General features: G+C 45.8%; 25 protein-coding genes. 5 read left to right on the top strand and 20 right to left on the bottom strand.

Translation table 11 applies throughout. The features are described 5' to 3' along the window. Positions 1 to 249: 249 nt before the first annotated feature. Positions 250 to 507, bottom strand: a complete 258-nt coding sequence (locus tag ACTNBR_RS08905; RefSeq protein WP_441017743.1) for a hypothetical protein — start codon at positions 505 to 507, stop codon at positions 250 to 252. A 313-nt stretch (positions 508 to 820) separates the two neighbouring features. Here ACTNBR_RS08905 and ACTNBR_RS08900 point away from each other — a divergent pair, with 313 nt between their 5' ends. Then, a complete protein-coding gene (locus ACTNBR_RS08900) occupies positions 821 to 1378 on the top strand; it encodes an ECF transporter S component (RefSeq protein ID WP_441017745.1) in 558 nt (185 codons plus the stop codon). Positions 1379 to 1534: 156 nt separating this feature from the next. Here ACTNBR_RS08900 and ACTNBR_RS08895 read toward each other — a convergent pair whose 3' ends face one another. The 10 genes from ACTNBR_RS08895 to ACTNBR_RS08850 all read right to left on the bottom strand — a co-directional run bounded on the left by ACTNBR_RS08895 (position 1535) and on the right by ACTNBR_RS08850 (position 10336). Further along, on the bottom strand, positions 1535 to 1687 hold the full coding sequence (locus ACTNBR_RS08895) for a hypothetical protein (RefSeq protein ID WP_441017747.1): 153 nt from the start codon (positions 1685 to 1687) through the stop codon (positions 1535 to 1537). Positions 1688 to 1830: 143 nt separating this feature from the next. Then, positions 1831 to 2841 (bottom strand): GGGtGRT protein, encoded by a 1011-nt coding sequence (locus ACTNBR_RS08890; protein WP_427807183.1) that lies wholly within the window; start codon positions 2839 to 2841, stop codon positions 1831 to 1833. A 75-nt stretch (positions 2842 to 2916) separates the two neighbouring features. After that, entirely contained in the window at positions 2917 to 3609 is a 693-nt protein-coding gene (locus ACTNBR_RS08885) for an iron-sulfur cluster assembly scaffold protein (RefSeq protein WP_427807182.1), read from the bottom strand. A gap of 110 nt (positions 3610 to 3719) precedes the next feature. Beyond that, on the bottom strand, positions 3720 to 5150 hold the full coding sequence (locus ACTNBR_RS08880; RefSeq protein WP_441017749.1) for a GNAT family N-acetyltransferase: 1431 nt from the start codon (positions 5148 to 5150) through the stop codon (positions 3720 to 3722). A gap of 18 nt (positions 5151 to 5168) precedes the next feature. Next, positions 5169 to 6431, bottom strand: coding sequence for a competence/damage-inducible protein A (locus ACTNBR_RS08875; RefSeq protein WP_427807180.1), 1263 nt, complete (start codon positions 6429 to 6431; stop codon positions 5169 to 5171). A gap of 1 nt (position 6432) precedes the next feature. Continuing rightward, positions 6433 to 6975, bottom strand: coding sequence for a CDP-diacylglycerol--glycerol-3-phosphate 3-phosphatidyltransferase (pgsA, locus tag ACTNBR_RS08870; protein ID WP_427807179.1), 543 nt, complete (start codon positions 6973 to 6975; stop codon positions 6433 to 6435). After that, positions 6972 to 8312, bottom strand: coding sequence for a 30S ribosomal protein S12 methylthiotransferase RimO (gene rimO, locus ACTNBR_RS08865; protein ID WP_441017751.1), 1341 nt, complete (start codon positions 8310 to 8312; stop codon positions 6972 to 6974). Before rimO ends, pgsA begins: the two co-directional genes overlap by 4 nt. A 155-nt stretch (positions 8313 to 8467) precedes the next feature. After that, positions 8468 to 8710, bottom strand: coding sequence for a DNA-directed RNA polymerase subunit omega (gene rpoZ, locus ACTNBR_RS08860; RefSeq protein WP_427807177.1), 243 nt, complete (start codon positions 8708 to 8710; stop codon positions 8468 to 8470). A gap of 50 nt (positions 8711 to 8760) precedes the next feature. Then, complete coding sequence (gene gmk / locus ACTNBR_RS08855) at positions 8761 to 9384, bottom strand: guanylate kinase (protein WP_427807176.1); 624 nt, start codon at positions 9382 to 9384, stop codon at positions 8761 to 8763. A 73-nt stretch (positions 9385 to 9457) separates the two neighbouring features. Then, positions 9458 to 10336 carry a YicC/YloC family endoribonuclease gene (locus ACTNBR_RS08850; protein WP_427807175.1) on the bottom strand — a complete coding sequence of 293 codons (879 nt, stop codon included), beginning with the start codon at positions 10334 to 10336 and terminating at the stop codon, positions 9458 to 9460. A 278-nt stretch (positions 10337 to 10614) separates the two neighbouring features. Between ACTNBR_RS08850 and ACTNBR_RS08845 the strand changes: the two genes are divergently transcribed. After that, complete coding sequence (locus tag ACTNBR_RS08845) at positions 10615 to 12354, top strand: Rqc2 family fibronectin-binding protein (RefSeq protein WP_427807174.1); 1740 nt, start codon at positions 10615 to 10617, stop codon at positions 12352 to 12354. 18 nt (positions 12355 to 12372) lie between these two features. Here ACTNBR_RS08845 and ACTNBR_RS08840 read toward each other — a convergent pair whose 3' ends face one another. The 3 genes from ACTNBR_RS08840 to ACTNBR_RS08830 are packed head-to-tail and all read right to left on the bottom strand — an operon-like array spanning position 12373 to position 15221. After that, a complete protein-coding gene (locus tag ACTNBR_RS08840) occupies positions 12373 to 13509 on the bottom strand; it encodes a M23 family metallopeptidase (protein ID WP_441017753.1) in 1137 nt (378 codons plus the stop codon). Between the two features lie 57 nt (positions 13510 to 13566). Continuing rightward, the gene (gene murI / locus ACTNBR_RS08835) at positions 13567 to 14358 is read right to left on the bottom strand and encodes a glutamate racemase (RefSeq protein ID WP_427807172.1); all 792 of its coding nucleotides are present in this window, start codon (positions 14356 to 14358) and stop codon (positions 13567 to 13569) included. Beyond that, the gene (locus ACTNBR_RS08830) at positions 14355 to 15221 is read right to left on the bottom strand and encodes a 4Fe-4S binding protein (protein ID WP_427807170.1); all 867 of its coding nucleotides are present in this window, start codon (positions 15219 to 15221) and stop codon (positions 14355 to 14357) included. Before ACTNBR_RS08830 ends, murI begins: the two co-directional genes overlap by 4 nt. Before the next feature lie 214 nt (positions 15222 to 15435). On the opposite strand from ACTNBR_RS08830, the gene ACTNBR_RS08825 reads away from it, so the two are divergent. The 3 genes from ACTNBR_RS08825 (at position 15436) to ACTNBR_RS08815 (ending at position 17863) form a co-directional block, all read left to right on the top strand. Then, complete coding sequence (locus ACTNBR_RS08825; protein WP_427807168.1) at positions 15436 to 16266, top strand: transporter substrate-binding domain-containing protein; 831 nt, start codon at positions 15436 to 15438, stop codon at positions 16264 to 16266. 109 nt (positions 16267 to 16375) lie between these two features. Continuing rightward, positions 16376 to 17062: an amino acid ABC transporter permease gene (locus tag ACTNBR_RS08820; protein WP_427807167.1), complete on the top strand. Its 687-nt coding sequence runs from the start codon at positions 16376 to 16378 to the stop codon at positions 17060 to 17062. A gap of 15 nt (positions 17063 to 17077) precedes the next feature. Continuing rightward, entirely contained in the window at positions 17078 to 17863 is a 786-nt protein-coding gene (locus ACTNBR_RS08815; RefSeq protein ID WP_427807165.1) for an amino acid ABC transporter ATP-binding protein, read from the top strand. A 90-nt stretch (positions 17864 to 17953) separates the two neighbouring features. Here ACTNBR_RS08815 and ACTNBR_RS08810 read toward each other — a convergent pair whose 3' ends face one another. The 6 genes from ACTNBR_RS08810 to ilvN form a co-directional block, all read right to left on the bottom strand. Next, positions 17954 to 18238: a DUF5685 family protein gene (locus ACTNBR_RS08810; protein ID WP_441017755.1), complete on the bottom strand. Its 285-nt coding sequence runs from the start codon at positions 18236 to 18238 to the stop codon at positions 17954 to 17956. Between the two features lie 130 nt (positions 18239 to 18368). Next, positions 18369 to 18638, bottom strand: coding sequence for a response regulator (locus ACTNBR_RS08805; RefSeq protein ID WP_441017757.1), 270 nt, complete (start codon positions 18636 to 18638; stop codon positions 18369 to 18371). A gap of 164 nt (positions 18639 to 18802) precedes the next feature. Next, positions 18803 to 19072, bottom strand: coding sequence for an acylphosphatase (locus ACTNBR_RS08800; protein WP_427807161.1), 270 nt, complete (start codon positions 19070 to 19072; stop codon positions 18803 to 18805). Between the two features lie 9 nt (positions 19073 to 19081). After that, a complete protein-coding gene (locus ACTNBR_RS08795; protein ID WP_427807160.1) occupies positions 19082 to 19717 on the bottom strand; it encodes a lactate utilization protein in 636 nt (211 codons plus the stop codon). Beyond that, a complete protein-coding gene (locus ACTNBR_RS08790; protein WP_427807159.1) occupies positions 19717 to 20742 on the bottom strand; it encodes a branched-chain amino acid aminotransferase in 1026 nt (341 codons plus the stop codon). The genes ACTNBR_RS08795 and ACTNBR_RS08790 overlap by 1 nt, the downstream gene beginning before the upstream one ends. A 159-nt stretch (positions 20743 to 20901) precedes the next feature. Next, positions 20902 to 21411 (bottom strand): acetolactate synthase small subunit, encoded by a 510-nt coding sequence (gene ilvN, locus ACTNBR_RS08785; RefSeq protein WP_427807158.1) that lies wholly within the window; start codon positions 21409 to 21411, stop codon positions 20902 to 20904. Positions 21412 to 21416 lie beyond the last annotated feature (5 nt).

Genomic DNA, 21416 nt, shown 5'->3' with positions numbered 1-21416 from the left:
TCTTTGCCGTTACTATAAGTATACAGAACGGCATAAACAAACTCAATACCTTCCGGCTTACACAGTTTCATTTATGGTGGTGCCAAGTGTGCGGGCATGGGAGTTTAGGGTAAAACAGCATTTTTACCGCAATATAGTTTGTACAATATCCGATGACTGCCCCAATAAGAGGTCCTGCCAATTTTTCCAGTATCATCCCTCAGTTCCTCCGATACATTTCATTTTCCTATTTTTTCACATCAAGAAGATCTATTCAGCCAACTGAACATTTCTTAGATCGATCCATCCAAATCCATCTTTTAATCTTCCCCAGAGAACATTTCCCTTACCGCGTCGGATTTCTTCCAAGTCAACCGGAATCTTCTTGTCCTGTATACTCCACAAATCAACATATTCTTCACCCGGACCAGTATAAGTCTTTTTTGAATCGCAGAATAAGTTTACTTTACATGGTGCCCCATGTTCTTCAATTGTGTCCCACATCTTTTCATCATCAGTCAGTGCCATTTCAATTTCCTCCATTTCACTTTTTTATGAATCGGTTTTTATTTCGTTTTTAAATTATTTACAATTAAATTATTATAGCATTAATTATATGCTTGTCAAGTAGTAATGTAAGGAGAAATCATTGTATTTTGAAAGAGAAATGACCAATCTCAGTCGGACAGAAATAACCTGAGCGGGTGACTATGTACACGCCCCCAGTCATCCAAAACTGGACTGTAAAAATTACATAAAATTGGCTATTCTTATTTATATACTTTCCATGTATAATATTTTTCATTATTTTATAAAGGAAATCAACCGGGAGGTATATAGAATGGTTACGAATAAAGTAAAGGAATTAGTTATCACAGCATTTTTCGCTGCAATTACATTCCTTGGAATACAAGCATTTCGAATTCCGCTGCCGGCAGCGATAGGCACACCCTTTGTACATTTTGGTCATGTTTTCGTAGTGATGGGTGTTCTTCTGCAGAACGGTAAAAAAGGCGCTGTATCGGGAACGCTTGGACTTATCATCTTTGATATCCTAAATGGATATATGCAGGATGTTCCTCAGGTATTTATCGAAACAGTTGTCAAATGTCTGATCATCGGAGTGATATTTGCTTCTCTTAAGAAAAAAGCGAACGGCGATAAGAAAAAAGAATACACAGGTGCAATTATCAGTGCAGTCATCTACGGATGTATGAATGTTCTGATCGAGCTGGTCATGGGTACTGTAAAGATGATGATCCTGGGAAATGGACTCGCAGCTGCAATTGCAGGCTCTGTAATCTCAATTCCAGCAACTGTCATCAATGCTGTATTTATGGTTATTGCAATTGCAATATTATATCAGCCTGTGAAAAAAGTATATGGGAGAATCAGTTAATTACAGGATTCAAATCATTCTGTATCCTCAGATTTGTTATGTATGTTCTATTTATTACTTCTATCTATTGACGCGCCAACATCAATAAATATGTTAGTAGCCAGAATTAGAACTGTATATTCTGACCGTTTCTATCATGTTATACACATAACCCTCCTATTGATGCTTCTTCATATGCTTAGAATCATCTACCCATTTTACAGTACCGCCTTTAAATTTAATCTCAGGCTGATAAATTACTGAACGCCCTATCTGAGTAACGACACCATTTTTAGTCACTACTGCAAACTCTACCGTCTGTTTTTTCATGATATTCACCTCCATTCTACAGATTGAACACGTCATATGACGTGAGCCTATATTTTAAGGTGAAAAAAAATAGACACGTCACAGAGCTTTTTGTTCTTATGACGTGTCTAATATTATATTTTATGAAATTGTGCTAAAACCGCTTAAAAACGCCCAGCCTTCTTAGCTTCTTCGATAGAAACTGCAACTGCTACCGTCATACCAACCATCGGGTTATTTCCCGCACCGATAAGTCCCATCATTTCTACATGAGCCGGTACGGAAGAAGATCCTGCGAACTGTGCGTCAGAGTGCATACGTCCGAGTGTATCCGTCATACCATAGGAAGCCGGTCCTGCTGCCATGTTGTCCGGGTGAAGGGTACGTCCTGTACCGCCGCCTGAAGCAACTGAGAAATATTTCTTGCCCTGTTCGATACATTCTTTCTTGTATGTACCTGCAACCGGATGCTGGAAACGTGTCGGGTTTGTAGAGTTACCTGTGATAGAAACGTCTACGCCTTCTTTGTGCATGATTGCAACACCTTCACGTACATCGTTTGCTCCGTAGCAGTTTACTTTAGAACGAAGTCCGTCAGAGTAAGCGATTCTCTGAACTTCTTTCAGTTCTCCTGTATAATAATCGTATTCTGTCTGAACGTATGTGAATCCGTTAATTCTGGAAATGATCTTTGCAGCGTCTTTTCCGAGACCGTTCAGGATAACACGAAGCGGTTTTTTACGAACTTTGTTTGCTTTTTCAGCGATACCGATTGCGCCTTCAGCTGCTGCGAATGATTCATGACCAGCAAGGAATGCGAAGCAGTCTGTATCTTCTTCCAGAAGCATCTTTCCAAGGTTACCGTGTCCAAGACCTACTTTTCTCTGGTCTGCTACAGAACCCGGGATGCAGAAAGCCTGAAGGCCTTCACCGATTGCTGCTGCAGCTTCTGCTGCTGTGTCAACATTTTTCTTAATTGCGATTGCTGCACCTGTGATATATGCCCAGCATGCATTTTCAAAACAGATCGGCTGAATAGCCTTAACCTGATTATAAACATCAAGTCCGGCATCCTTTGTAATCTTTTCTGCTTCTTCCAAAGAAGCAATGCCATAGCTGTTTAATACTTCATTGATTTTATCAATTCTTCTTTCATATGATTCAAATAAAGCCATTTACTTGTCCTCCTGATTTATTTTAAGTTACCTGATATGTACAAGCGGCACCAATTCTTAAGGCGACACTAATGATTAAGCTTTACGTGGGTCGATGATCTTAACAGCGTCAGCTACACGACCATACTGTCCCTGAGCTTTCTCCCATGCTACGTTTGGTTCGTCTCCGCCTTTGATGAAATCTGTGAATTTGCCAAGGCTTACGAATTTGTAACCGATGATCTCATCATGCTCGTCCAGTGCGATACCTGTAACATATCCTTCTGCCATTTCAAGATAACGAGGACCTTTTGCAAGTGTTCCATACATTGTACCAACCTGAGAACGAAGTCCTTTACCAAGGTCTTCCAGACCTGCGCCGATCGGAAGTCCGTCTTCAGAGAATGCACTCTGAGTTCTTCCGTAAACGATCTGTAAGAATAACTCTCTCATTGCTGTATTGATAGCATCACATACAAGGTCTGTATTCAGTGCTTCCAGAATTGTCTTGCCCGGAAGAATTTCAGATGCCATAGCTGCGGAATGAGTCATTCCTGAACATCCGATCGTCTCAACCAGTGCTTCCTGGATAATACCATCTTTAACATTCAAAGTCAGTTTGCATGCTCCCTGCTGCGGTGCACACCAGCCAATTCCGTGTGTCAGACCAGAAATATCCTTTACTTCTTTTGCTTTAACCCATTTCGCTTCTTCCGGAATCGGAGCCGGTCCGTGATTTGCACCCTGAGCTACCGGACACATCATTTCTACTTCATGTGAATAAATCATGTTAAAACTCCTTTCAAATGTAAATGATTTCTTCCTATAGTGTGTTTGACATATTTTTAACACCCCATATATGTCTTTATTTTCGCATAATTTTCGACATTCGTCAATCATTAGTTTGTACAAAGATTCCAAAAATCACTGTCTGTTTTGTAGGCTTTTATCTCCTCCATTGTAAATGGTGCGGTGATCCAGCCACGCTCTTCCTTCTGCTGTTCATCATCCCGATAATGATAGGTCATACCGATTTCAATACCGTCCTTGTTCACGAAGAAATTGTCATAATAACGGTTATCAAGGATCTCTCCGCTCAGGATTTTCCGATACTGTGACGTCTTCAGCGCATCTACTACGATCGAATTCGGTGCTTCTTCTTTCATCCGTTTCTTCCATTCTTTTATAAATTCCGTATCTACATTGATGATTTCACTCGTTTCATAGATTTTTCCGTCTGACAGGCGGATGTTTCTCGTTCTTAGATCCTGATATCTTGCATTTTTGTTTCCTGCATAATAATCATCCGAGAAGACTACGCTGATAAAATCTTCTCCCGCGTATGTCACACGATAAGTCACCTTACTTGCGAGGATCGGAGAGTCTTCTTTCATCACCGCCGCTTTCATATCATCGCTGGCCTTAAGATACAGCGCATTGACCGTACTCATCGCACAGTTTTTCAGTTCCTCATTGACCTTCGCAATCTGTTCTCCTTCCAGCCCCTGGATCTGCGGATACTTCACATCGAACTGGGATGTGATGCTTCCCTCACTTTTCGAGGATTCATAAGAATAAGACTCCTCCGTAATCGTGTAGGGCAGGTTCTCCGCCTGGTAACATTCGATTCCATCAATTCCTTCCCCGGTCTCTTTTTTCGTCTCTTTCTCCGTTTGATCCGTTTGCCCCCCATCGCTTAGGAATGGATTTTTCATTCCTCCGCCATCCATAATTCCATCCTGAACCATCGTAAATACTCTATACGCTGTCGTTCCGACACCTATTCCCAGAAGTACCACAAGAGCCAGGATAGCCAGCATCAGGAATTTTCCTCTGCGTTTTGCTTTTTTCTGAAGCCGGATTTCTTCCGCACTCATCGCTCTTTCCATCGGAACGTAACGGACTTGGTTTTTCACCTGCTCCGGAGCCACTTCATGGAATCCAAGCCGCCTGTAAAAGCCTTCGGCCTGAGGCGCCGCATGAACCGTCATCTTCGTTATTCCAAATGCCACAATACAGAACTGCTGCAGGGCAACAAAGAGCAGCCTTCCGATTCCCCGTCTCTGCCAGTTCTTCCCGACAAACAGAAGCGCAATGTGCCCGTCAGTCTGCACAGCACCGACTCCGCAGAGCTCCTGTCCTTCCATTGCTCCGAACACAATCAGTTGTCCGCTCTGCACCTTCGGCATAAAATTCTCATATTTAATAAATTTCTGAAATTCTTCTACACCTTCCCTCGAATACGTCGGTGCAATATCAGCAGCAAACACATCCCATACCAGATGCAGTCCTTCCAGTATTTCCTCATTTTCCAGTCTTTTAATTATCATACGCTTTACCTCTTTATGTTATTTCTGCTGCTGTCCTGCCGCCAGCAATTCCTCCCTCAAAAGTGTAAGCGCCCGCACAACCGCATAATCCCGATTTTTCTCCCGGTTTCCGGTGAAATGACATTCCCGGGTCGTCACGCGTCCGTTCACCGCACATCCGATATAGACCAGTCCGACCGGCTTTTCCTTGGTCCCGCCGCCCGGTCCCGCGATTCCGGTCACACTCAGAGCAGCATCAGCCTCTGCTGCCTTTGCCGCACCTCGCGCCATTTCTTCGGCTGTCTGTGCACTTACCGCGCCGAATTCTTCCAGTGTCTCATGCTTCACACCCAGAATCTTTTCCTTGGATGCATTTGCATAAGTAATATACCCTTCATTGAACACCTCAGAAGCTCCGGCCGCATTCAGAAGCCGTCCGGCCAGCTTGCCCCCGGTACAGGATTCTGCGGTCGAAAGTGTCATGCCCTTTTCTTTCAAAAGTGCCACAAGATTCTCTTCCAGTGTCTCCTGCTCATTGATCGTATACACCGCATCGCCGAAGCGTCGATACATTTCCTCGATCATCGGCTTCATGAGCTCTTCTGCCTCTTCCTCGGATTTCGCCTTCGCAGTCACCCGGAAATGAACTTCTCCCGTCTTTGCATAAGGTGCCAGCGTCGGATTCGTCTGTGCGTCCATGAGATCCGCCACCATCGTTTCGGCCCGGCTCTCTCCGATACCACATATTTTCACCATATGAGAATAAATTCCTTCCGGCTGCAGTTTATTCAGGTACGGAGCAATGTCCTGTTCGAACATGGGTTTCATCTCATTCGGTGGTCCCGGAATCAGAATCGCTGTCTTTCCCTTTTCCGGATCTTCAATGATCAGTCCAGGAGCGGTGCCGTTATGGTTATCGATCACGATCGCACCTTCCGGAACCAACGCCTGTTTCCAGTTGTTCTCCGTAATCCGGCTGCTCCCTATCCGACCGAAATACGCTTCGATCCGCTCTTTAGAATGCTCATCCAGATACAGTTCTCTTCCGAATACACGTGCAGTCACTTCTTTCGTCAAATCATCCTTCGTAGGTCCAAGTCCCCCTGTCAGGATCACGATATCCGAGCGGTCAAGTGCCTGACGTATCGCGTCCTCCATACGCTCCTCATTATCGCCCACCACCGTCTGATGATATAAAGAACAACCTAGCAGAGCGCATTTCTCTGCTAGGTAAGCCGCATTCGTATTTACAATATTTCCAAGTAAAATTTCAGTTCCTACGGAAATCAGTTCCACAACCATGTTACATGCCTCCCTGTGTCAATACCTGCTTGTTCTTCGCTATATAATCCACCAGTGATACAACGGTCAGAATCAGTGCCACCCAGACAAGCACATTGCCGATCATTTCGAACACGCCTCCCAGATCCATAATCAACACGATGACCATCGCCATCTGGGACACCGTTTTAAATTTGCCCCAGTAACTCGCCGCAATGACGATTCCGTTGTCGGAAGCCACCAGCCGGAACCCGCTGATGATAAATTCTCTTGCAATAATAACCAGAACGACGATCACGTTCAACTTGTCCATGGAAACCAGACAGATCATCGCGGTACACACCAGAAGCTTATCTGCAAGCGGATCCATAAACTTTCCGAAATTCGTCACCAGATTGTATTTTCTCGCGATCTTTCCATCCAGCATATCTGTCAGGCTGGCCGCACAGAAAATGGCAAGTGCGATCCATTTATCTGCCGCACCTGTGATGTCAAACAGCAAAAATGCCACAAAAAACGGAATCATAACCACACGAAGTACAGTCAGTTTATTTGGTAAATTCATAATAATTCTCCTATCAAATCATAATCCATAGCCCCGGTCACTTTCACTTTCGCGAAATCCCCGGAAACCAGTTCCTCATCTGTATTTACAAAGATCAGTCCGTCCACGTTCGGCGCATCGCGGTAGGTTCTTCCCACATACGCGTTCTCATCGGCTACCTTTCCCTCGATCATGACGAGCATTTCTTCTCCGATCAGATCTTCATTCCGATCGAACACGATGTCCTGCTGAAGCTCCATCAGTTCAGCCTGACGATCCTGCTTGATTTCTTCTGAAATCTGATCCGGCATCTCGGCTGCCGGCGTATCCTCCTCCGGTGAGTAAGTAAAGACACCCAGGCGTTCGAATTCCATCTGATCCACAAAATCCATCAGCTCTTCATGCTGTTCGTCCGTCTCTCCCGGGAATCCCGTGATCAACGTTGTCCGAAGAGTGATGTCCGGAATCTCTTCCCGAAGTTTTCCGATAATGGAAATGAGCTGTTCCTTCGATGTTTTTCTTCCCATCCGCTTCAGGATTGCATCGCTTGCATGCTGGATCGGAAGATCCAGATAATGGCAGATCTTGGGTTCTTCCTTGATTACCTGGATCAGCTCATCCGTGATTTCCTCCGGATAACAGTAGAGAATGCGAATCCACCGAAGTCCCTGAATCTTACAGAGCGCTTTCAAAAGACGCGGGAGCGACTTCTCTCCGTAAATGTCTTTGCCGTAAAGGGTGGTCTCCTGGGCTACCAGAATCAGTTCTTTAACCCCCTGATCGGCAAGCTCTTTTGCCTCATCGATCAGTTCCTCCATCGGTACACTGCGGAAATTTCCGCGGATCTTCGGAATGATACAGTACGTGCAATGCTTATCGCACCCTTCCGCGATCTTCAGATAGGCAAAATGTCCGCCGGTCGTAACCAGCCTTCCCTTTTGCGTCTCGGGAAGATAATCCACATCCTTCATGATCATTCTGGCATCCGCCCGTTCCATCGGGCTGTCACTGAACTGTCCGTCGATCACTTCCGCGATCTCATCGTAGGATGTGGTTCCGAGCACCGCATCCACTTCCGGGATTTCCTCCAGGATCTCCTCTTTATAACGTTGTGCCAGACAGCCTGTCACGATCAGTTTCTTAAGGACAGCCGTCTCTTTAAGCTGAGCCATTTCCAGAATAGTCTGAATACTCTCTTCCTTGGCATCGTGGATAAAACAGCAGGTATTAACGATCACAATATCCGCCTGCGTCTCATCATCGATCATCTGATGCCCCTTCTTTGCCAGAAGTCCCAGCATCACTTCCGTATCCACCAGATTCTTATCGCAGCCCAGTGAAACAAATAAAATGTTCATGGCATGTTCTCCTCGTATCAATAATTTCCAAGCCGCCAAAGGCAGCTCCTGTCGCCTTATTCTCTTCCCAAATAAAGCTCAGCAAGGCAGACACAGTCGCCTGCTTCTGCCTTGGGATTCAAGTACGCCCCGGCGTACTTGCTGCATCGTTCTTTTTACTCTTCCGTATCCTCTGCAATGATCTTCAGCTTTGCGTTGTTCAGCTCATCGATTGCAATGGAAAGCGGCTTCTCGCCCGGCTTCGTGTCAACAAGAGGCATCTCACCGTCGATCAGCTGTCTTGCACGCTTTGCAGTGGCAAGCACGATGGAATAACGGCTGTTAACGATCTTGGTTGCTCCCTCTTCCACATCCTGGTTTACTACTTTCATCAAATCGCTATAAGATGGATGTAACATAAATTCTGCTCCTTTCAGTCTCTCTTCGTATCTTATCTGCATCCCGAACTTTATAATTCTTCCAGTTCTTTTCTGATCCTGCCGATAAATTCTTCATTCCGGCATACGCGATCATGTTCCGCACGGATGATCCGGTGCATTTCCTTCACGCAGGTGTCAAGGTCATCATTGATGACCAGGTAATCGTACTGATCCATGCCTTCCGACTCCTCCACCGCACGCTTCATCCGGCTTTCGATCACTTCCATGGTCTCCGTACCTCTTCCAACCAGACGCTCTTTCAATTCCCTGGCTCCCGGCGGTGTGACGAACAGAAGCAGGGTGTCCGGATACTTCTCCTTAACCTTCAGTGCTCCCTGGATCTCGATCTCAAGGATCACATCTTTCCCTTCTTCAAGCTGCTGCATCACATATTCTTTCGGCGTACCATAGTAGTTGTTAACATATTTAGCATACTCGATCAACTCATCCTGTGCAATCATTTTTTCAAATTCCTCAACGGACTTGAAAAAATATTCTCTTCCGTCTTCTTCTCCCGGACGGGGACTTCTGGTAGTTGCCGAAACAGAAAGTGCATAATCATCATAATCTTCCAGCAGTCTCTTCATCAGCGTTCCTTTTCCGGCACCGGAAAAGCCGGAAACTACAATAAGTATTCCCTTTTTTTTACTCATAATCAGCTCTCCTGCCATTTTCTATATAAGCAAATATTTATTTTACCATAAAACCGAAGATTTTTCAAAGCTTTTATTCAATATTCTGAATCTGTTCCCGAACCTTCTCAATCTCAGTCTTCAGATCAATGGCATGATTGGAAACTTCCAGATCATTTGCCTTGGAAAGTATGGTATTTGCCTCCCGGTTCATCTCCTGGGCAATGAAATCCAGCTTGCGTCCGATTCCATCTGCAGATTCCAGCGTTTCTTTCATATGCTTGATATGGCTCTTCAGGCGGACTACTTCTTCATCCGTACAGATTTTATCCGCAAAGATCACGACCTCTGCCGCGATTCTCCCCTCATCCATCTGTGTATCTGCGAGAAGCTCCTTCACCTTCGTCTCCAGCTTCTCACGGTATTCCGCCACGATCTGCGGCGAACGTTCTTCGATGCATGCCACCGTCTCCAGCATACCGTCCAGTTTTGCGATGATATCCTTCTTCAGATTCTCGCCCTCTGCCGTTCTCGTCTCAACAAACTGTCTGCAGGCTCCCTCCAGCGCCTTGGAAAGTCCGTTCCAGAGTTCCTCTTCATCCACGACCTGTTCTTCCATTGTGAGCACTTCCGGACATCTGGAAAGTGTAGATACACGGATGTCATTGTCCAGATGAAAATCCTCTTCCATCTTTTTGAAATAGTCCATATATTCACTTGCCAGCTTCTGATTATATTTTAAAGTAACCTGAGCCTCTGACATATCTTCATATGTAATAAACAGATCCACCTTGCCGCGCTGGATATATTTCTTCAATAAGTTGCGGATCGATGTCTCGAAGAAGTTCAGCTTTTTCGGCATCCGGATTCCCACGTCCAGATAACGATGATTGACTCCTTTCATTTCTACCGTAAACTTGCGTTCTGCCTCGGATACCTCACAGCGTCCGAAACCTGTCATACTCTTTATCATCTGATTTTCCCTCTTCTTACCGGCCGCTCTGCGACCAAATTTCGCTACGTTATATTATAGCCCTTTCCCCTTTGGCATGTCAACCTTTCTAAGTCAGTTCAGCCGCTCATCCGAGTTTCTTTATAACTATGCAGAACCGTTCCCCGTACACCCGTACATTTGCAAATCACGCGGGAGCGTGGTATGATGGTACAAGGGTCATAATCCGGGCGGTTCATTTTCCACCCGCACCGGTCTTTACCTTATGATCCTTTAAAACTTCAAAACGAGGTGTAACTATGGCTTTTGACGGCATTACAATCGCAAATATAGTAAAAGAACTGAATCAAACCATTTTAGACGGAAGAATCTATAAAATCGCCCAGCCGGAAACCGACGAGCTTCTGCTCACAATCAAGACTCCGAAAGGACAGAAAAGGCTCTGCATTTCCGCAAGCGCCTCCCTTCCTCTGATCTATCTGACGGAAGAAAATAAACCAAGTCCCATGACGGCACCGAATTTCTGTATGCTGCTCAGAAAATATGTAGGAAACGGAAGGATCGTGTCGATCAGTCAGCCGAAGCTGGAACGGATCATCCATTTCGATATTGAGCATCTGGATGAGATGGGTGACCTTTGCAGGAAGACGCTGATCGTAGAAATCATGGGCAAACACAGCAACATCATTTTCTGTAATGACAAGGGCATGATCCTGGACAGTATCAAGCATGTCTCCGCCCAGATGAGTTCTGTGCGTGAAGTCCTTCCCGGAAGAGACTATTTTATCCCTGACACGATGAGCAAGCTGGATCCGCTGGATGTAACGGAATCGGTGTTCCGTGACGGACTTATTTCCAAACCGATGCCTCTCGCAAAGGCGATCTATAACAGTTTTACCGGCGTCAGCCCGGTCGCTGCCGAGGAGATCTGCCATCTTGCGGGTGTTGACTCTGCGCTCCCACCACGGGAACTCTCCGAGGATGTGCTGGCACATCTGTACCGGCAGTTCACCTATTTCTTCGAGCAGGTGGCAAACGGAGATTTCTCCCCTCAGATTTATTATGAAGGAGATGACCCGGTGGAATTTTCATCCATCCCGCTTACTCATCTGGAAAATTACCGTGTCCGGACCTTCGACTCTATTTCCGAGGTGATACGGACCTATTATGCTTCCCGCGACACGATCACCCGGATCCGCCAGAAATCGTCGGATCTAAGGCGCGTGGTCCAGACGGCTCTGGAACGGAACCGGAAGAAATACGATCTGCAGCAGCGCCAGTTACGGGACACACAGAACCGGGACAAATTCAAAGTTTACGGGGAACTGATCCATACCTACGGCTACAATTTGGAGGAAGGCGCTAAAAAGCTGGAAGCGCTCAACTATTACACCAATGAAATGGTTACGATTCCGCTGGATCCGCAGAAGACTCCACAGGAAAATGCAGCCCGCTATTTTGAGAAATACAACAAGCAGAAGAGGACCTATGAAGCACTGACCGGTCTGATTCAGGAGACTCACGACGAGATCACCTATCTGGAATCCATCGTAAATGCACTGGAAATGGCACGCGGGGAGGACGACCTGACGCAGCTCAAGGAAGAGCTGGTCTCTACCGGATACATCCGGCGCAAATTTACCAAAAAGAAAGTCAAGATCACCAGTAAGCCACTCCACTATATTTCTTCGGACGGCTATCACATGTATGTCGGGAAGAATAATCTCCAGAACGATGAACTGACTTTCCACTTTGCCACAGGGAACGACTGGTGGTTCCACGCCAAAGGAGCGCCCGGCTCCCACGTTATCGTAAAGACCGGCGGAGACGAAATGCCGGACCGCACTTTCGAGGAGGCGGCCCGCCTGGCTGCCCATTACTCCAAGAATGCGAAATCCGAAAAGGTGGAGATCGACTATGTGGAGAAAAAACATGTCAAAAAACCAAATGGAAGTAAACCGGGATTCGTGGTGTATTATACCAACTATTCCATGATGATTGATTCGGATATTTCCGGAATTCAAGAGGTGCAGGGATAACCCCTGCACCTCTTATATTTATTCACTATGTGTCTTCTGATTCTCCTTCAGATACGCTTCTGCAGCCGGATCAACGAAAGCATATTTTCTCGTCCATTCTTTTGTCGCGTCATTTCTGACCGCTTCCGAGCGGTTCATGGAGAGGAACCGCACAAGTTCATATCCGCTGACCCAGATCTCATGATTTCCTTCTCTCTGTGATTCGTCAAAAATAAGCTGCAACCCAAAATGAAGATGATATTCATCAATATTGTTGACATTTTCTTCCGAGCTGTATCCTGTGCGGCCGAGATAGCCGATCACATCCCCCGCCTGCACCACATCTCCTTCTTTCAGCCCTTCGGCATACGGACGGTTCTGCCTTAGATGTGCGTAATAGTAATATCTCTTTTTATCAAAACTGTCGATTCCGATCCTCCAGCCGCCATACTGGTTCCATCCGAGCGCTGAAATCACGCCGGATTCTACTGCTATAACCGGTGTCCCCACCTGTCCCATCATATCATGTCCCAGATGATTTCTGCGGTATCCGTAGCTTCTGGAAACTCCGAAATCGTCATAATCCGAATATGAAAATCCTTTCGCGATCGGGTTAAATGCCTTGAGCCCATAAAAACTTTTCATACTCCCATCGGACTGTTCCAGACGGTACTCTCCCACCATCCCGTCCAGAACCGCCCCATAAGCTTCACGGTAATATGCAAAGTACTCCATCGTGTCTTCCAGTTCTTTCACCGATAACTCACCCATCTGCAGCTTTTCAGCCGTTTCGGCAAGATCCGAGCTTCGGTAACGGGAGAAATCTCCCCCGTATTTTGCTCCCAGGTATGCAAGAAGATCGACCCAGTTCAGGTGAACATCGCCGTCATATGTATCCAAATCATATTGGTATGCCTGCTTCATTGCCTCTGATGTCACATGAAATTCCACCCACTTGATGTAATCCTTTTCATCCCCGTTTTCTTCTGCATTTTCTTCGGGTTCCTCTTCAAGAAGATAGGCCGTAAAGGTATCCTGTACCAGACTTTCTGATGCATGACCGGTGTTTCCTCCTACGTTTACGGTTTGCTCACTCCAATATGCGATTCCAAGAATACAGGCTGCTACTGCGGTTGTTATCACAAATCCTTCCGGCGAAATTTTCTGTTTTCCCATGCATGATCTCCTGCTGCGCCTTCATCACATTCTATGCGGATCGACCAGGGGAAATGTCTATACTATGTCGTACATCTCGTCCAGGCGTTTCATGCAGCGTTCCACCAATTCTATCTGCGCGTCGTCTGCCGGTACTCCCGAAAAAAAGTATTGTACAGAAGCCGAGTTTTCTTCCTTTTGATCGGTCAGATCCCCCGGCAGAACGCGAAGAAGCTGCCGGAGCGTCCCTTCATTACCGTCCACGAAATGAATCTCTTCCGGGAAAACATTTCGAAAGTTCTGTTTAAAATAATTAAAATGGGTACACCCCAGTACGACTGCCGCATAATCTTCCAGGTCGAATTTGGAAAGTTCTTCGCATAGATATGCTTCGATCCCTCCGGATGTAAAATCACCTTTTTCCGCGAATCGCACCAATTTCGGAAGCGGGAGCAGATCTACATCATGCTCCTTATCCACCCGCTCAAGGAGATTATGAAGCTTATCCGAGGCAATCGTAATCGGTGTTGCCGCCACAAGGATCCGTTTCCCGGTGTCACAATACTGCTCCACTGCTTTCTTGACCGCCGGTTCCATCCCCACGATTGGCACCGGAAAGCCGGCGCGAAATTCCTTCGTGGCAACACTCGTAGCTGTATTGCAGGCGATCACAACCGCATCTACCCCCTGATCGATCAGGAAATTCAGATTATGTTCGTCAAATTCCCGAATCTGCTGCACCGTCTTTTCTCCGTATGGCACATGCTCGGTGTCCGCATAATAGACAAAACTCACGTTCGGCATCATTTTCATCGCGCGGTGAAGAACGGATAATCCGCCGATTCCCGAATCAAAAATTCCAATTTTCATATGTATAACCTCGAATCCACCGTTTTCTTTTCCGGTATCCTGCTCTCGCAGGGTACACCGGTCTGGCATTTTCCGCAGCCAAGGCGCGGGGCAAAATCTCTCTTCGTCTGCATCAGTTTCTGATGACACAGCGGATGCTTCTTTCCTTCTTCGAAGGAGATCGCCTGCACCGGACAGCGCCTGATACATGCACCGCAGAAAATGCAGTAATCATAAAGTCCGGAATACTTCCGCACATCCGGCTCCGCCTCCATCACCGTAACCAGACTGCCGAAGCGCCCTGCCATTCCTTTTTCTGTAATGATCCCTTTGGAAAGCCCGAACGTTCCCAGACCACACACATAAGCCGCATGTCGTTCCGACCATCTGCTTCCGTAGGTCTTCTCATTGATATTCTCGTATCCGGTAATTCCCTGGCCTCCCATAACACTTTGGAACCGCTCGTCCTGCGCCGGTACAAGAGTTGGTACATTCTGTTCGTTCATCCATGCAGCCAGCTCACGCATTGTATCGGCCAGAAAGGCCTGCCCTTCGATCCTTCCATGAAGCCATTCAGCTGAGGGCTCTCCTTCCGTCTCCCGGTTGCTTCTTCGCACTTCTTCTGTAAACGGGAAAAAAACAGAAACCACTGTATTGGCTTCCGGCATCCATTCTTTCGGACTGAGATGCCACGGTCCGATCACACCCTCTTTTTTATACTCATCAAACAGAGGATCCTCTGCACTTCCGATTCCCACCAACGGCTCATCAAAAAAGTGAACCCCTACAAGCTCTGGCCTGATAGCAAAATCTGCCGAAATCACATTGCCCGGATGATCCTTCATGCGGTTCCCCAGCCAGTTTTCTATCCTTTCCTTCGTCATATTCTGCCTCCATTTCCTCAATGTAATTTCTATTCCCATTATAATGTTGAAACCAATGGATTTCAACCCTGCCTTTTAAGCACACACGACTCGATCTGCCGAATTGGCTCACTTTCTTTACTTTTATTCGTTTTTCGCTTGACTTTACTTTAGTAAATTGATAATATTGTGAAGTAAATCGCATTACATATTTAATATAAGGAGAGAATTAAGCATGAAAAAGTTAATTTCAATGGGCCTTACTCTTGCCATGATTCTTTCGCTTGCAGCCTGCGGCGGTTCCGGATCGAAGACAGAGGAAAATAAGGAAACAAAGACAGAAAATACTTCCAGTGAACAGACCGATATGGAATATGTGAAAGAAAAAGGAACTCTGGTTGTTGGTATCACCGATTTCGAGCCGATGGACTATAAAGATGAGAACGATGAATGGATCGGTTTCGATGCTGATATGGCAAAAGCTTTTGCAGAAAGCCTGGGTGTTGATGTTGAATTCGTCGAGATCGACTGGGATAACAAGATCATGGAACTTGACGGAAAGACGATCGATTGTGTATGGAACGGTATGACTCTTACAGATGAAGTAACAAGTTCTATGGAATGTTCCAACGCTTACTGCAACAATGCACAGGTTGTCATTGTTCCAGCTGACAAGAAAGACCAGTATCAGGATGCAGACAGTATTTCCGGACTTACGTTCGCAGTAGAATCAGGAAGTGCCGGCGAAGCCGCAATCAGCGACCTTGGAATCAATTACACATCCGTAAAATCTCAGGCTGACGCACTGATGGAAGTTGCTGCAGGAACATCAGATGCTGCCGTGATCGACTCTCTGATGGCAGCTGCCATGGTCGGTGAGGGAACCGGATATGAGAACCTGGCCTACACATTCGGACTGAACAGCGAAGAATACGGCGTTGGATTCCGTAAGGGTTCTGACCTTGCCAAGGCTCTGAACGATTTCTTCTCATCCAGCTATGCGGATGGCAGCATGATGGAATGTGCTGAGAAATACGGTGTTCAGGCAGCACTTATTGAACAGTAATGATTTTCCGGATAGAGAGCGGTTCCTCCGCTCTCTATTCATTTACATTCCACTTACGTATTATAATGCGTAAAATACAATCTATTTTTGGAGAAAGCAGGGTATCCCTATGAATCAGATTATGGAACAGATGCCGATTGTCATCAACGCTTTGAATGTCGGCTTTTTACAAACATTAAAACTTTTCTTTGTGACACTGATCGGCGCATTTCCGCTCGGACTTATCATCGCCTTCGGTTCCATGTCACGTTTTAAACCACTTAGCTATTTGACCAAGCTTTTCGTCTGGATTATCCGTGGTACTCCTCTGATGATCCAGCTTCTCATTATCTTTTACTTTCCGGGGCTGGTCCTTCACAATCCTATCTGGGGCGGCGGTGAAGGAGGACGTTTCTTGGCAGCTTCCGTTGCGTTCATTATCAACTATGCATGCTATTTTTCAGAAATCTACCGCGGCGGGATCCAGGGTGTTCCGGTAGGTCAGGAAGAAGCCGGACTGGTACTTGGTATGACAAAAAGTCAGATTTTCTTCAAAGTAACGCTTCTCCAGATGATCAAACGTATCGTTCCTCCGATGTCCAATGAGATCATCACCCTTGTCAAAGATACTTCTCTTGCCCGCATTATCGCACTGCAGGAGATCATCTGGGCCGGTCAGGCGTTCATGAAAGGATCCCACGGTATTTCCGGTCAGATCTGGCCGCTGTTCTTTACAGCTGTTTATTACCTTATATTCAACGGTATTGTAACGGTACTGTTGGGCCGCTTAGAGAAAAAGCTGGATTATTTCAGATAAAGGAGAAAGAAAACAATGGCAATCTTAGAAGTAGAACACATTGGTAAAACGTTTAATCATACAGAAGTTCTGAAGGATATCAGTTTCTCTCTCGAAAAAGGGAAAGTCGTATCCATCATCGGTTCTTCCGGAAGCGGTAAGACGACTCTTTTGCGCTGTCTCAATTTTCTGGAAAAACCGGATGAAGGCGTCATCCGCGTAAATGGTGAAACGCTTTTTGATTCCGCAGATCCTTCGACCTGGCAGGAATCCTCTGTTCGGAAGAAACGTCTGCATTTCGGTCTCGTCTTCCAGTCATTTAACCTGTTTCCGCAGTATACTGCTCTGGAAAATGTCATGCTGGCGAAGGAACTCCTTGCCAAAGAACAGCCGGATTACAAGTCACGCAAAAAGGAGATCCACGACGAGATCCGCCTGCTGGCGGAAGATCTTCTTGCACAGATGGGACTTTCAAACAGGATGAACAATTATCCACACCAGCTTTCAGGCGGTCAGTGTCAGAGGGTCGCAATCGCCCGTGCTCTTGCGCTGAAACCGGATATTCTTTGTTTTGATGAGCCCACTTCCGCACTGGATCCGGAACTGACCGGTGAAGTGCTGAAGGTAATCAAAGAACTCGCCGACAAAGAAACCACAATGGTGATCGTAACGCATGAAATGGCCTTTGCAAGGGATGTCGCACATCAGGTCATTTTCATGGATGACGGATATATTGTAGAACAGGGTGATCCGAAGGAAGTGTTTGAAAATCCGAAAGAAGAACGAACCAGACAATTCCTTTCACGATTTAATCAGGGATAAATTTCAGCGTGCCTTTTATAAGCATCTAATTAGCGGCACGCAGAAAAAACAGGACGATAAGCGTTGATGGCGCCTGTCGTCCTGTTTGTATTAAAGCAGTCTTTCAACCTCTTCTTTTGCATATTTCAGTTTATTGATATCTTCCTGTGTTACTTTATCTACACGGAGCCTGGACAGACATTTCTGGAGCGCCGCATTTGCACTCTTCAGCTGCTTCTTGACAGCTTTGTCCATCTGCTTTCCTTCTTCTTTTAATTTCTTCTGTGCCTGGATGACGATCTGATTTGCTTCGTCTTTCCAGTCATCCTTGCATTTATAGTAAGCAAGAAGAATCGTCATATCTGCAGCATAGTCTATATATTGATTTTCAAACATCCTTTATGTCCTTTCGTAAATTTCAAGATAAATATCAATTCTTCCGAATCTTCCACTCATCATATCGGAGAAATCTAAACTAAAACGAAACTCAATTGCCATTTCACAAAAATTTCATAAACGCATATCACTACCTGGCGTCTTTCGGAAGATGCTTCGCAGAAACCATCAGGATCGGAAGCGTATTCTGTGATTCCCTGAGTACTTTAGTAAACTCATATCCGTCCATTTTCGGCATCATGACATCCAGTACAACAAGATCAATGTGCTCCCGATCCATCAATCCCAGCGCTTTCTCCCCATTCTCAGCCGTGTACACCGTATAATTCTCACTTTCTAGTACCGCTTTATATAAACGACGCGTATTCTTATCATCGTCGACAACAAGTATATGAACCATTTTCTGCCTCCTCAAATATTCTGTTATGATTATATAATAATAGCCGGAAAAACTAAACTGAGTCTAAACATTCTTTCATTTTTCATCCCTATTACACCATTAAAAGAAAAAAAGCACTCTGCATGTTTCCCATACAAAGTGCTCTCTTTCATCTCACTATATTATCATCTCACATGAAATCCCAGTTCTTCCACCAACGGAATTTCCAACTCCGCCGCATAATCGATCCGGATAAAATTCCGTGTTCTGAGCTTCTGCACCAGAAGATCAAGCTGTTCTCTCGTTCCCTGCGCTTCCATTACCACGGTGCCGTCCCATTCATTTTTCACCCAGCCGGTCACGCCGATCGCCTGCGCAAGATACTGGGCGCTGTACCGGAAACCTACTCCCTGTACATGTCCGGTAAATGTATACTGTTTTCTGATCTTTTCCATCTGAAAATCCTAGAATCCAAGTTCTTCATTGACCAGAATGATCTTGATTCTCTTCGGAATCTGACTGAATCTGGTAATCATCGTCTGACAGCAGATGCATCCCGGAGACTTGCAGTCGGAGCATTGTCCGGTAACGGTACAAGGTGTCTTTCCGAAACGCTGTGCGTTGACCGGCGCCGCAATATGTTTTGCGCGCGCTCTGGCATCTTCCTCGGAACGCACGACCTTATTCATTCCGATGATCATAAGTACATTCTTCGGTCCGTATGCAATGGCAGCTACACGGTTGGCATATCCGTCAATATTGACCAGGATTCCGTCTTCCGTGATTGCATTGGAGCTTGCCAGGAAGAAATCGCTGAAAAATGCCTTTTTGGTAATCTCGGTTCTTTCTTCCGGAGTCTTTGCCAGATCCCGGTCATAGACTTCGTAATTTCTTTCATGAACAGCCTTGATAAGACCGATTTCCTTTACACTCATGGAACCGCCCCATGCAACAGAGCTTCCTTCCGGCATGAGCTCCAGAGCCTTACAAAGCGCTTCTTCTTTATTTTCCGCATAATAAGCTTCCATATTGCGGGATTCCAGTGCTTTTATCATCTGCTGTGCCAGCAGTTCATTTCTCTTTTTTGCATTCTGATCCATTATTCAACCACCTTGATCCATCCTTCCGGTGCTTCCAGATGTCCCATCTGAATTCCGGTCAGGGTTTCATACAGCTTCTTGGTAACAGGTCCCATCTCGTCCATTCCGCTCGGGAAGCAGATCTCTTTGCCGTGATCCACGATCTTGCCTACCGGTGAGATAACTGCTGCGGTTCCGCAGAGTCCGCATTCTGCGAAATCTTTCACTTCGTCAAAGAATACTTCTCTCTCTTCTACTTCCAGTCCGAGATATTCTTTTGCCACATGCAGGATCGAACGTCTTGTGATAGACGGCAGGATACTGTCTGACTTCGGTGTAACGACTTTATTGTCCTTTGTTACAAAGATAAAGTTTGCTCCGCCGGTCTCTTCCACTTTCGTTCTGGTCGCAGCGTCCAGATACATATTCTCTGCAAATCCTTCTTCATGAGCGGTCACGATTGCATGAAGGCTCATCGCATAATTCAATCCGGCTTTGATGTGTCCTGTTCCGTGCGGTGCTGCACGGTCAAAATCGGAAACCTTGATCGTAATCGGCTTTGCACCGCCTTTGAAATACGGACCTACCGGTGTTGTAAATACACGGAACTGATATTCATCCGCCGGCTTTACACCGATAACCGGATTGGTTCCGAACATATACGGACGTACATATAAGGTTGCTCCTGAACCATACGGAGGTACATAAGCTGCATTTGCCTTTACAGTCTGTGCAACTGCCTCAATAAATCTGTCTTCCGGGAAAACCGGCATTTCCAGTCTTCTTGCGGAATCTGCCATACGTTTTGCATTCAGATCCGGACGAAACATTACAATATGTCCATCTTCTGTTGTATACGCCTTCAGGCCTTCAAATACAGTCTGTGCATACTGAAGCACTCCTGCGCACTCATTCAACACTACATTCGCATCCGGTGTAAGTCCACCTTCATCCCACTTGCCGTCCTTAAAATTAGAAACATAACGCATGTCAGTCTGTACGTATCCAAACCCGAGATTTGACCAGTCAATCTGTTTCTTTTCCATTGTAATTCCTCCATTCCGCTGTCCTTCGGCAGTTGTATTTTTATTATTTTTACTTATTTAATGCTATGGATTTCACACTCTCGAAATCTAAACTTCATTATAATACGACTCCGCCTAAAATTCAAGAGTGCGCTCTGTTTTTTGTTTTGATCTGTTTTCCTATCTCTTCGGCATGGTAATCGCTTCGATTCCCACAGTTCCGCCTCTTACCACTTCGATTGACTGGAACTCCGAACGAAGGAACTGAATGATCGCACTGTTTTTGTGCGCCGTGTGAACAAATTCCAAAAGCACACTGTCTTTTCCGTAATCGCGTACCTTTGCCTGATAGGTTTGTGCAATCTGGAACAGTTCCGTTTTATCTTCCGGCGTGCAGTTCTTTACTTTGACAAACATAAGCTCCTGCATGACTACAGAAATCTCCGTGAAATCAATGACTTTGATCACTTCTACCATTCGGTTCAGCTGTTTCTTGATCTGTTCGTATGTTTCTTCATCACTGATCGTTTCGATCGTCATACGGGAGATCGTCGGATCCTCCGTCTTTCCTACAGTCAGGCTCTCCAGATTGTAGCATTTTCCCGAAAACAGGCCGGAAATCTTGGACAGGACACCCACCTGATTTTCTACATATAATGAAATCCATCTTTTCTTCATTGTATTATCCATGTCTG

The organism is Bariatricus sp. HCP28S3_F11, assembly GCF_052065395.1.
Lineage (GTDB): Bacteria > Bacillota > Clostridia > Lachnospirales > Lachnospiraceae > Allocoprococcus.
Note: the sequence above shows the minus strand (reverse complement) of the source record. Positions and strands in the feature narration are given on the sequence as shown.